Origin of the sequence: Pseudofrankia sp. DC12, assembly GCF_000966285.1 — a bacterium.
GTDB lineage: Bacteria > Actinomycetota > Actinomycetes > Frankiales > Frankiaceae > Pseudofrankia.
On record NZ_KQ031391.1, the window covers coordinates 2894710 to 2905987 of the forward strand.

At 73.9% G+C, this 11278-nt stretch carries 10 protein-coding genes; 7 read left to right on the forward strand and 3 right to left on the reverse strand.

All coding sequences use genetic code 11. The features are described 5' to 3' along the window. The first annotated feature begins 448 nt into the window (after positions 1–448). Positions 449–805 (forward strand): WhiB family transcriptional regulator, encoded by a 357-nt coding sequence (locus tag FRADC12_RS11480; protein ID WP_013421554.1) that lies wholly within the window; start codon positions 449–451, stop codon positions 803–805. Positions 806–971: 166 nt separating this feature from the next. On the opposite strand, the gene bagB is transcribed toward FRADC12_RS11480, so the two are convergent. Together bagB and bagA are read right to left on the reverse strand one after the other, a co-directional pair. Next, positions 972–2390: an ATPase BagB gene (gene bagB, locus FRADC12_RS11485; RefSeq protein ID WP_502685244.1), complete on the reverse strand. Its 1419-nt coding sequence runs from the start codon at positions 2388–2390 to the stop codon at positions 972–974. Then, complete coding sequence (bagA, locus tag FRADC12_RS11490) at positions 2387–3388, reverse strand: ATPase BagA (protein WP_502685245.1); 1002 nt, start codon at positions 3386–3388, stop codon at positions 2387–2389. Before bagA ends, bagB begins: the two co-directional genes overlap by 4 nt. A 203-nt stretch (positions 3389–3591) precedes the next feature. Between bagA and sp36 the strand changes: the two genes are divergently transcribed. The 5 genes from sp36 to FRADC12_RS11510 all read left to right on the forward strand — a co-directional run bounded on the left by sp36 (position 3592) and on the right by FRADC12_RS11510 (position 9918). Beyond that, on the forward strand, positions 3592–3759 hold the full coding sequence (gene sp36 / locus FRADC12_RS31150) for a Sp36 family protein (protein WP_013421551.1): 168 nt from the start codon (positions 3592–3594) through the stop codon (positions 3757–3759). A gap of 70 nt (positions 3760–3829) precedes the next feature. After that, positions 3830–4276, forward strand: coding sequence for a RidA family protein (locus FRADC12_RS11495; protein ID WP_045876643.1), 447 nt, complete (start codon positions 3830–3832; stop codon positions 4274–4276). 305 nt (positions 4277–4581) lie between these two features. Then, positions 4582–4857 (forward strand): hypothetical protein, encoded by a 276-nt coding sequence (locus FRADC12_RS32180; protein WP_045876644.1) that lies wholly within the window; start codon positions 4582–4584, stop codon positions 4855–4857. Further along, positions 4854–5714, forward strand: a complete 861-nt coding sequence (locus FRADC12_RS11505; protein ID WP_045876645.1) for an MBL fold metallo-hydrolase — start codon at positions 4854–4856, stop codon at positions 5712–5714. The genes FRADC12_RS32180 and FRADC12_RS11505 overlap by 4 nt, the downstream gene beginning before the upstream one ends. 469 nt (positions 5715–6183) lie before the next feature. Continuing rightward, positions 6184–9918: an AAA family ATPase gene (locus tag FRADC12_RS11510; RefSeq protein WP_052710853.1), complete on the forward strand. Its 3735-nt coding sequence runs from the start codon at positions 6184–6186 to the stop codon at positions 9916–9918. 70 nt (positions 9919–9988) lie between these two features. On the opposite strand, the gene FRADC12_RS11515 is transcribed toward FRADC12_RS11510, so the two are convergent. After that, positions 9989–10678, reverse strand: coding sequence for a Crp/Fnr family transcriptional regulator (locus FRADC12_RS11515; protein WP_045876646.1), 690 nt, complete (start codon positions 10676–10678; stop codon positions 9989–9991). A 218-nt stretch (positions 10679–10896) separates the two neighbouring features. Between FRADC12_RS11515 and FRADC12_RS11520 the strand changes: the two genes are divergently transcribed. Then, the gene (locus tag FRADC12_RS11520) at positions 10897–11133 is read left to right on the forward strand and encodes a hypothetical protein (RefSeq protein ID WP_045876647.1); all 237 of its coding nucleotides are present in this window, start codon (positions 10897–10899) and stop codon (positions 11131–11133) included. Positions 11134–11278: the final 145 nt, after the last annotated feature.

The following is an 11278-nucleotide window of genomic DNA, read 5'->3' on the forward strand; positions in this document are numbered from 1 at the left end:
CGCACGCTCGCGCCGGCACGCCGCGGTGCTCTCACCCCCATTCCGCGGCAATCAACACCTTGCGCACAACGCCCGCCGGTCGGTCGGCAGCCGCGGCTCCGGTGTCCGCCTCGGCGGCCGGCCGGTCGCCGACGGTGCGCATTCGAGCAGCTCAACGCCCGGACGTGCCACCGCGCCGGCGCCGACGGGACCGGCGGGAGGTGATGCAACGGGCGCGAAACGAACGGGCTCGGAGCAGGGCCGTGATGTCACACGAACGACATGTGGATGTCACCGACGGACCTACAGTCTGGTTCGACATCAATGGCCCGGACTAGTCATCCGGATAACCACCCGAGTGGGGTCTGTGCCGTGGCCACCGCACTCCGTACGGTTTCGCACGACGCCAACGACGCCACGTCACCCGCACGGGTCCCTTGACCACGGTCTCTCTCGAAAGGCAGGTGGCATGACCAGAAGCCCAACTCCGGCCGTCTCCACGGCTCGCCGTGGCGGAACCACCCGTCTCGTCAGCGGCATCGCCGATGGCGACTGGACCGCGCTCGCCGCGTGTCGCGACGTCGACCCGGATGAGCTGTTCGTACAGGGCGCCGCGCAGAACCGGGTGAAGACCCGCTGCTTCGGCTGCCTGGTGCGGACGCAGTGCCTCGCCGACGCCCTCGACAACCACGTCGAGTTCGGCGTCTGGGGTGGCATGACCGAACGGGAACGCCGCGCGCTGCTTCGACGCCGGCCGGACGTCCGCTCCTGGCGGAAGCTGCTGGCCGACGCCCAGGCGGACCACCGGACCACCTCGACCGGCTGACGGCACCGCGACCGAACACCCCTCCTGACGGACCCCGGCGCAGCGTCGCGCGCGGGATCCGGGGAGAAGTCCACAGCCCTGCTTACTTTCAGTAGTCACTTGCGGACAGCCCACAAATTCGCCCCCGACGCAATAACACATTTGAGCCAGGCGGGCGGCAGGTTTCTCAGATCGCACGGATGAGACGTGCGTCACCCGCGAGGGCGGCGCCGATCTCGCGCAGGCCGGCCAGGTCGTGGACGTCCTCGGCCAGCGCCTCGACCTCGACCAGCGGCGTGTCCGGGTGGGCCGAGGTGAAGCGTTCGCGCAGCCTCGACTCCCGCTCCGCCAGCCGCAGCCGGTCCGCGTGGACTCGAAGCACCGCGGCTGCCAGTGGATGCTCCCCGTGCTCGGTGAGGTTCTCGGCCGCGGCCAGGCTCCGCTCCGTCGTCAGCACCCGGCCGTCACTCTGGTGCATCCTGTTGATCACCAGACCGGCCAGCGGCATGCCGTCCGAGTCGAGCCGGTCCACGAAGTAGCTCGCCTCCCGCAATGCCGCCACCTCGGGCGCCGCCACCACGATGAACGAGGTGCCCGGCGCGCCGAGCAGGCGGTAGGTCTTCTCCGCCCGCTGCCGGAAACCGCCGAACATGGTCTCCAGCGCCGTGACGAACTGGCTGAGGTCGGTCAGCAGCTGGGTGCCGATCACCTTGGTCAGCACCCTCGTGAACACGCCGAACCCGACGCCGAGCACCTTCGCGTACGCCCGCCCGCCAGCCTTCGCCGGCGCGAGCATCAGCCGCAGCAGCCGGCCGTCCAGGAAGGCGCCCAGCCGGCTCGGGGCGTCCAGGAAGTCCAGGGCCGACCGGGTCGGCGGAGTGTCGACGATGATCAGATCCCAGTCGTCGGCCGCGTCCAGCTGGCCGAGCTTCTCCATCGCCATGTACTCCTGCGTGCCGGAGAACGAGGACGACAGCGACTGGTAGAAGGGGTTCGCGAGCAGCTGGGCCGCCCGGTCCGGGGTGGTGTGCGCCAGGACGATCTCGTCGAACGTCCGCTTCATGTCGAGCATCATCGCGTCGAGCCGCCCGCCCGCGGACCGGTCGACGCCGAGCACCTCACGCGGGGTGTTGTCCAGCTCGGTGAGGCCCATCGACTGCGCCAGCCGGCGCGCCGGGTCGATCGTGAGGACGACGACGGCCCGGCCCTGCTCGGCGGCCCGCAGCGCGAGCGCGGCGGCCGTCGTCGTCTTGCCCACCCCGCCCGACCCGCAGCAGACGATGATCCGCTCGGTGGCCAGCAGCTCGTCGACGTCGAGGCGCGGCACTCCGGCCGGCTGTGGGCGCACCCGGGCGTGAATCCGCACGACCCTGGCGGCGTCGCCCGTGCTCGCGCGTTCCTTGGCACCACCGGCCCCCTTGGCCGCCGGCTTCTTCGTCACGGGCGTCTTCGCCCGGCTGGCCGGAACGCGCCTGGGCACGGCCGGGTCCGCCGCGACGGCGTCGGGCTCGTCGCGCCGCGCGGCGGAGGACGCGGCCGGCGGCGCGGGCCGCTTCGACCTCGGGCGCGGGCCACCGTCGCCGTCGCCGTCCGGGGCCGGGCTCACGCGACCATCCGCTGCGCCCGCAGCATCTCCGCGAACCGGTAGAGCATCCCCATGTCCATCCCGTCGGCCGCCAGCGGCAGCTCGTACACCGGCCGGTCCAGCGCCTCGACCGCGACCCGCTGGGCCGCCTCCAGCGCGACGCGCTCGGCGTGCTGCGCGGCCTCCCGGGCCAGCTCGCCGACCAGGTCGGCGGTCGGCTCGACCCCGGCCTCCTTGACCCCCGCGGCAAGCTCCTCCAGGTCCAGGGTCCCGGCGCGAGCGGCGCTCAGGTCCGCCGGACCGAGCATCGGCGGCCGGATCATGTTCACGACCACCCCACCGACCGGAAGGTTCGCGGCGCGCAGCTCCTCGACCGCGTCAACGGTCTCCTGGACCGGCATCTCCTCCAGCAGCGTCACCAGGTGCACGGCGGTCTGCCCGGAGTGCAGCACCTTGAGCACTCCGTCGGCCTGGGCCCGGATCGGCCCCATCTTCGCGAGGCCCGCGACCTCGTGGGCGACGTTCAGGAACCGGGTGACCCGGCCCGTCGGGGGCGCGTCCAGGACCACCGCGTCGTAGGCGAGGCCGCTCGGGCGGGTGCCGTCCGGCCGGTTCACCGCCTCCTTGATCTTGCCGGTGAGCAGCACGTCGCGCACGCCGGGAGCGATGGTGGTGGCGAAGTCGATGGCGCCGATCTTGCCGAGGACCTTCCCCGCGCCGCGCAGGTTGTAGAACATCTCCAGGTACTCCAGCAACGCCTCCTCGGCGTCGACCGCGAGCGCGTAGACCTCGCCGCCGCCAGGAGCGCTGGCCACCCGCCGCTCGCGGTACGCCAGCGGCGGGGTGTCGAAGACCTGCGCGATCTGCTGGCGGCCTTCCACCTCGGTCAGCAGCACCCGCTGCCCACCGGTCGCCAAGGCGAGCGCGAGCGCGCCCGCGACGGTCGTCTTCCCGGTACCGCCCTTGCCGGTCACCACGTGCAGCCGCCGCGACCACGGCCCCTGGGATGCCTGCTTCACCACCGATGCCCCAAGCCGGGCGGCCGGTCCGGGCCGAACGGCGGGCTCCCTGTCGGTCCGGTCGCGATCCGAGGCCCTCACGGCTCGAACGTACCCGGCATGGCCCGCGCCTTCCGCCCGGACGCCACGACTTCACAGCCTCCCCCGCCGGAGCCCGTCCCGTGCCGCGGTCGCGAGTGGTGCCACCACTAGAGTCCGGGAGCATGCAGAAATGGGAGTACGTCACCGTCCCAGTCTTGATCCACTCGACCAAGATGATCCTCGACAACTGGGGCGAGGACGGCTGGGAGCTGGTGCAGGTCATCCAGGGGCCAAACCCGGAGAGTCTGGTCGCCTACTTCAAGCGCCCGAAGGGCGAGCCGACAGCGTGAGCGCCCGGACGGACGCACCAGGCGACCGTGAGCCAACGTGAGCGATCACACAGGCGTTCCCAGCGAGCGGATGCGCGAGCTCGGCCTTGAGCTGCCACCTGTCCCGGTACCCGCCGGCGCCTACGTGCCGGCGGTGCGCGACGGCGCGACGATCTGGACGGCCGGCCAGTTGCCGCTGGTCGCCGGGAGCCTGCCGGAGACCGGCCTGGTCGGCGCCGAGGTGACGCCGGAGCGTGCGGCCGGGCTGGCGCGGATCTGCGCGCTGAACGCGCTCGCCGCCGCGGCCGAGGCCGCTGGTGGAATCGACCGGATCCGCAGGGTCGTGAAGCTTGTCGGGTTCGTCGCGAGCGCCCCGGGCTTCACCGCGCAGCCGGCAGTGATCAACGGCGCCTCGGACCTGGTCGGGCAGATCTTCGGCGACGCCGGCCGGCACGCCCGCTCGGCGGTCGGGGTCGCGGCCCTCCCGCTCGGCGCGCCCGTCGAGGTCGAGCTGGTCGCGCTGACCCACGGCGACTGAGCCACCAGCAGCCAGGACCAGCCGGACGGTGGGGCCGACACGCACCCGGACCAGCCAGCACGCAGGGGTGGCCCAGGCCGGCAACGGGGGCACGTCGACGGGGCGGTCCTTACCATCGAAGACGTGGTTGATCACAAGGCGGCGCTGATCGCCCTGCTCCGGCGGCCGATGCCCCTGTCATCGCCACGCGGGGTGCTGGCGGCCAACGCGGGGCCGGTGGCCCCGCTGCGGCACGCGTCCACGGTCGCCTGCTGCGCGACGCGCCCGGCGGCATCGAGGCGTACGTCGTCAAGCGGGTCAGGACGATGGTCGCCGACGTGCTCGCCGCGGCACCCGGCCGCGCCACAGCGCCGGTCATGCCGAAGATCGTGATTGCCGGCGGCGCGGTGCACTTCCTGCTGCCGCACGACCCCGAGTACGCCACCGCCAGGCCCGCCGCCGACCCCGAGAGCGCCAAGGCGCTCATCGCGGCCACCGCGGCCACCGCGGCCACCGCGGCCGGACCCAGCCACGCGGCCCGGACCGGCGGTGTCGACGACGCCGCCTTCGTGACCCCGTCGACCACGCCGGAGCAGGTATGACCGCCGGAAGCCAGCCCAGCCACCGCCCAGCTGGGCCGCGGCCCCTGGCGTCGGCCCCGCGGCAGGTCAACCCGCTGGCGACCGTCGTGCTCGCCCCGAACCCGGGCCCGATGACGCTGGAAGGCACCAACAGCTGGGTGCTGCGCGCGCCCGGTCACGACGGCTGCGTCGTCATCGACCCGGGCCCGGACTATCCCGAGCATCTCGCCGCGATCGCCGCCGTCGGCCCCGTCACGACGATCCTGCTGACCCACGGCCACCCGGACCACAGCGAGGGCGCGGCGGCGCTGCACGAGCTGACCGGCGCCCCGGTCCGTGCCCTGGACCCGACCCATCGGCTCGGCTCCGAGGGCCTGGTCGAGGGCGACGTGGTGGCCGCGGCCGGGATCGAGCTGCGGGTGCTGGCGACACCCGGCCATTCGGCCGACTCGCTGTCCTTCCTGCTGTTCGGGGACGTCCCGGACGTCGGCGGCACCGAGCCCGTCGCCGTGCTCACCGGCGACACGATTCTCGGCCGCGGCACCACCGTGGTCGCCCATCCGGACGGGCGGCTGGCCGACTACCTGGCCAGCCTGCACCGGCTGGCCGACCTCCCCACCGGCCTCGGTGTGCTGCCCGGCCACGGGCCCGAGCTGGCCGACGCCCGTGCCGCGGCGACGTACTACCTGGCGCATCGCGCCGAGCGGCTCGACCAGGTCCGGGCGGCCCTCACAGCCGCGGGCGTCGGCCCGGCGCAGGCCTCTCCCCGGGCCGTCGTCGAGCGGGTCTACGCCGACGTCGACCGGGTGCTGTGGCCAGCCGCCGAGCTCTCCGTCCGCGCTCAGCTGGAATACCTCCGCGACCACCCTTGGACCTGACGGCCGGAACCGGCCGGCCGTCAGGTCTTCGTTCCCGCCCAGTCGGACTACGTCCACGGCGGTGACGAGGCCGCCCCGGCCAGCGGTAGCCGCCGGCCTCCTCACCAGACCGCCCGCAGACCTCCAACTTCCGCCTGAGTCGGCGACGGGTGGGCTCTCAGCGCCCGACAGGCGGTCGTCCGGCGGGCGCTCAGCGCCTGTTCCGGGCGACTGCCGCCCAAGATAGTGTGAGCGGCATCACAGCGGGAAGGCCTCGATCCGACAGACGCCGGGACCTTGTACCCGAGAAGCGGCGACCCGTCACTCCCTCCACGGAGGGCTTGGACGTGGCCAACCTGGTGTGTCGACCGGCCAGGCGTCCGACAACGCAGGGACGGCGAGCGCGCAAGTGGGTCGAAACCCGCCCACTAGAATTGCCGACTGGAGGGGGCCCGCCAGTGCAGCGCACAGTCCGTAAAGCCAGTCAGCAATGGTGATCGTCCCGACCCACGGGGGGATGCTGCGGTGCCCGCGCTGTGGGACGCCGGCCGTGCCGGCCGCGCGGTACTGCTTCCACTGCGGCCTGCGGTTCACCCAGCTCGCGTCCGGGCCGGAGCCGGCTGAGCGCCGGGTGGTCACGGTCCTGTTCGGTGACCTGTCGGACTTCACCTCGTGGGCCGAGGACCGCGACCCAGAGCGGGTCGGCGAAGTGACCGACCTGGTGCTCGCGGCGCTGTCCAAGGAGGTCGACGACGTCGGCGGCCGGGTGGACAACCTCGCGGGCGACGGGATCATGGCGGTCTTCGGCGCGCCGACCGCGCACGAGGACGACCCCGAGCGCGCCGTGCGGGCCGCCGCCGCGATGCAGGAGACCGTCCGCCGCCTGGTCACCGACAGCGAGGACGACTCCAGCCCGCTGGGCCTGCGCGTCGGGATCAACACCGGCGAGGTGCTGGCCGGGGTCCAGGCATCGATGACCTACACGGTCGTCGGAGACACCGTGAACACCGCCGCGCGCCTGTCCGGAGCGGCCGCCGTCGGCGCGGTCTACGCCGGCCGGGAGACCATGCACGCAACCCGCTCCGTGGCGACCTGGCGGGAGCTGCCGGACCTGACCCTCAAGGGCAAGCGCGAGCCGGTGCCGGCCTACGAGCTGGTCAGCCTGCGCCCGTCGAACGTGGCCCGGCCCGGCCTCGGCGACGACGCGACCTTCCTCGGGCGCGACCGGGAGCTGGCCGAGCTGTATTCCTGGTTCACCGAGACCGTCGAGTCCGGCGCGCCGACGATCGCCGTGGTCACCGGCGAGGCCGGCATCGGCAAGACCCGCGTCGTCGGCGAGCTCGCGGCGAGGGCACACGACGAGGGCGGCGCCCAGGTGCTGTGGGGCCGCACGGTCCGCCACGGCGACGGACGCAGCCTGGCGCCGCTGGCAGACGTGATCCGCGGCGCCTGCGGCGTCGTCGACGGCGACAGCCTCGACCGGGTCGCCGACCGGGTCCGCCGCACCGTCGGTCGGCTCGCGCACCCGATCACCGGCGCCAGGTTGCCGGCCGGGCTCGCCGACCGGCTGCTCGGCATGCTCGGCGTCCCGACCGACCGACGGGCCACGTCCCCGGCCGAGGCGCCTCCCGGCGACCCGGCCGGCCGGCAGAACCAGGGCGAGGTGTCCGCCGGCGAGCGTGCCTACGACCTCGCGGTCGACACCGTCGCGCTGATGCTCTCGGCGCTCGCCGTCGAGCAGCCGCTGATCGTCGTCATCGACGACCTGGAATGGGCCACCAGCCCGCTGACCGGAGCGCTGCGCCGGCTGGCGGCGCGGATCGTCGGCCCGATCATGCTTACGCTGCTCAACCGGGAGGGCCCGCGGCTGACCGATCTTCCCGGCGCGCACTGGATGGCGCTCGCGCCGCTGCCGGAGGACGCGGCGTCCCAGCTGCTCACCGAGTTCCTCGGCGGTGCCGCGCTCGGCGCGCAGACCAGGGCTGCCCTGCTCAACCGGGTGCATGGGAACCCGTTCTTCCTCGCCGAGCTGCTGAACCTGCTGATCGACCGCGATCAGCTGCGCCGGCAGGCCACGGTCGAGACGACCGGCCCGGACGGCCCCCGCTGGGTGCTGGAAGGCCAGTTGTCGGAGACCGCGCTGCCGGCCGGGGTCCAGTCGGTGCTCGCGGCCCGGATCGACGACCTCGAACAGACCGACAAGGCCGTGCTGCGGGCCGCCGCCGTGCTCGGCAGCCGGTTCCCGGCCGCCGCGCTGCCGTCCGTCGAGGAGCTGCCCCCGCCCGAGGTGGCCGCGGCGCTGGACCGGCTCACCGAACGCCAGCTCGTCCGCTCGCCGCGGGCCGGCGAGCAGCTCTGGCGCTTCGTCCACCCGATGGCCCGCGACGTCGCCTACGCCGGGCTGCCGAAGGTCGAACGGGCCCGGCGCCACTCGACCGCGGCCCGCTGGGGGGTGACGGCGATGACCGGCTCCTCCCGCGAGGTGTCCAACTTCGTCGCCACGCACGCCCTGCGGGCGTTCGACCTGGCGTCGTCGATGTCACTGCCGCCGACCGACCCGGCCTGGTCCGCGCGTGAGCCCGGCTTCCGGGCGCTGCTGCGGCTGGCCCGAGCGGCCCTGGCCCGCGACGACCACCGCACCGCCGCCGACCAGCTCGCCGACGCCCGCCGGCTGGGCCGTGGCGTGATCGACGACGACGACGAGAACGTCACCCGGGTGCTGCACGCCGAGGCGCTCGTGTCGCTGCGCCGGCTTGAGGAGGCCGAGCGGACGCTGCGCCCGGCCCTGCGAGTGACGCAGCCAATACGCCGGGCGTCCGCCTATGCCGTCCTCGGCGAGCTGCGCCAGAAGCAGGGGCGCACGGAGCTCGCCACCAGGGCGCTGCGCACGGCACTGGACGCAGCCCGCGCCGCCGGTGACGACCGGGCCGCCGCCGCCGCGCTGCGCAGGCTGGGGACGCTGGAGTACGGCGCCGCCCGGATCCGGATGGCTGAGGAGCTCTACCGGGAGGCCCTGGAGCTGGCCCGCCGGGTCGACGACCCGCGCGGCGTCGGCTGGGCGCTGCAGCACCTGGCCTGGTCGGCGACGACGCGGGGCGACTACCCACAGGCCGAGCGCCACCTGCGCCAGGCCACCGAGGTCTTCGAGCGGTTGGAGGACGCCGGCGGCAACGGCTGGTGCAGCGGCACCGAGGCGCTGGTGCTGCTGCTGAGCGGCCAGCTGGCCAGGGCCCGGGCGCTGGCTCGCGGGCTGGTCGACGCGGGCGAGTCCATGGGTGAGCGCTGGGGGATGGCGGTCTGCCTGACGATCGGCGCGATCGCCGCGGCGGAGCTCGGCGACATCAGCGCGGCACGCCTGGACGCGACGCGCGCCGCGGCCCTCTTCGAAGGTGCCGGTGACAGCTGGGGCCGCATTCTGGCCAAGGTCGCTCAGGGCCTGGCCGCGCGCGGCGCCGGCGAGCCGGACGCCGGCGCGGAGTTCCTGGCGGCGGCGTGCGCGGACGCGATGGAGGCCGGCCAGGTCCTCGTCGGGGCGCTCGCTTCGCTGATGCTCGGGCTGACCCTGCTGGACGCGGGCCGGGTCGACGAGGCCGAGGAGGCCGCCCGGGCCTCGATGGCCGAGCTGGGCAGCCTCGACCTGCGCCCGCACGCCCAACTGGGCGCGAAGGTCCTCAGTGCCCAGATCGCCCGCGCCCGCGGCCGGCTCGACGAGGCGATCGCCCTGCTGCGCGAGGCGCTGTCCGCGAGCGAGCCGGCGACGCTGCTGTTCCCCCGCCGGCAGGCGTACGCGCACCTGGCCGGGACCCTGCTGGACGCGGGCCAGCCGGAGGAGGCGCTCGCTGTCGCCCGCCGGGCGGTCGCGGTGGACGCCGAGGATGTCCGGGCGCAGGTGCTCGCCTGGCGAGCGCTGGGCACCTGTCTGGTCTCCAGCGGCGACCTGGAAGGTGGGCGCGACGCCTATCTGCGCGCGCTGCGGGCGGCGACGGCGACCGAGGCGGTCAGCGAGGCGCCCCAGACCCGCCGGCTGCTCGCGGCACTGCCCGAACCCGGAGTCGAGCCCGCCGACGCGCGCGGGTACCACGCACCTGCCCTGTCGGCGCGTCCGACTGGCAACGGGGTCGCCGAACACACCCTGACCACCGACGGCGCCGATGACCGTGACGGGTCACCCGCCGATGGCTCCGGGCCCGCGATCCCCGACGGAGCCACCGTCACCAGCGCCTAGCGGAACGGGGCCCACCCCGACCCGGACCATGGAGCGGGATTGCCATCCCGCCCTGGCCTGGGCGGTTCGGTCAACGGGCCCGGCGAGCCAGCCGGTCGCGGTCCAGCAGCACGACCGCGCGCGAGTCCAGTCGCAGCCATCCTCGGGTCGCGAAGTCAGCCAACGCCTTGTTGACCGTCTCCCGGGAGGCGCCCACCAACTGGGCCAGCTCCTCCTGGGTCAGGCCGTGCTCGACCCGAACCCCGGCGGCCTCGTTACCGGGCTGCGCGGGCTCACCGAACCGTCCGGCGAGATCGAGCAGCGCCTTCGCGACTCGGCCGGGCACGTCGGTGAACACCATGTCGGCCATGGCGTCGTTGGTCCGGCGCAACCGAGCCGCCAGCACGCGCAGCAGCATCGAGCCGGCGTCCGGCCGGGCCCGTAGCCACGGTCGCAGCGCCGAATGCTCCAGCGACACCAGCGAGGCGTCGGTCACGGCGGTCGCGGTCGCGGTCCGAGGGCCGGGGTCGAACAGCGACAATTCCCCGAAGATGTCCCCGGGCCCCATGACGTACAAGAGGTTCTCGCGCCCGTCCGCGGACTGGCGTCCTATCTTCACCTTGCCGGACAGAACCACGAAGACGCGGTCGCCAGGCTCCCCTTCCCGGAAGAGCACGTCACCACGGGTGACGTCCCTCCGGTCGAGGTGACTGGAGAGCGCCTGGCGGTCCAGGTCGGACAGCCCGACGAACAACGGAACGCGGGCAAGCAGATCGTCCACGGAGTGAGCATGCCAGCCCAGCGCCCGCGGGGCACGGCCAGGGGACCCGGAGAGCGCGCGCGCCTGCCCAAAATGACCAGATCAGCCCAAAGATATTGCGCTGAGTAATCGCGCGACCGGCCTAGCCGGGCCGACACCCGGCCGCGGGCGCCCGGCACCGACGACACGCCGGACCCCACTTCCACGACCGTGGGTGCGTCGTCCACCATGGACCCGTCATGTTTCTCTTTGCCGCCATCGCGTTCCCCGTCGTGCTGCTCGGGCTGTTGCTGGCGATGGAGCGGGTCGAGCGCCCACTCAATGCCGCCGACACCCGCAAGGGCCTTGAGGGCTTCCTCGACAACGCCCAGCCCGACGAGGTCAACACCTTCGTCAACCAGGGTCTGGCCGCCGCGCTGGAGCGTTACCGTCGCCGGATTCGGCGGACCCCGCCAGGCAAGCACCGGGCGGCGTAGCGCCTGGAGGTCAGGCAGGGGGCGTCTCGGCCGTCCAGACCGCCGTACGCGGCCTGGAAGCCAGCGGCCGGGGCGTCCCGCCGGCACTCTGCCTCCCCGAGGCCGCACACCGTCCCGTCGGCAGCCGGCCCGCAGGTCAGGTCGC

What these genes read in the sequence shown, in the direction of transcription:
- FRADC12_RS11480 (WP_013421554.1), top strand. Translation starts at nt 449, where the DNA reads ATGACCAGAAGCCCAACTCCGGCCGTCTCCACGGCTCGCCGTGGCGGA.
- sp36 (WP_013421551.1), top strand. Translation starts at nt 3,592, where the DNA reads ATGCAGAAATGGGAGTACGTCACCGTCCCAGTCTTGATCCACTCGACC.
- FRADC12_RS11495 (WP_045876643.1), top strand. Translation starts at nt 3,830, where the DNA reads ATGCGCGAGCTCGGCCTTGAGCTGCCACCTGTCCCGGTACCCGCCGGC.
- FRADC12_RS32180 (WP_045876644.1), top strand. Translation starts at nt 4,582, where the DNA reads ATGGTCGCCGACGTGCTCGCCGCGGCACCCGGCCGCGCCACAGCGCCG.
- FRADC12_RS11505 (WP_045876645.1), top strand. Translation starts at nt 4,854, where the DNA reads ATGACCGCCGGAAGCCAGCCCAGCCACCGCCCAGCTGGGCCGCGGCCC.
- FRADC12_RS11510 (WP_052710853.1), top strand. Translation starts at nt 6,184, where the DNA reads ATGGTGATCGTCCCGACCCACGGGGGGATGCTGCGGTGCCCGCGCTGT.
- FRADC12_RS11520 (WP_045876647.1), top strand. Translation starts at nt 10,897, where the DNA reads ATGTTTCTCTTTGCCGCCATCGCGTTCCCCGTCGTGCTGCTCGGGCTG.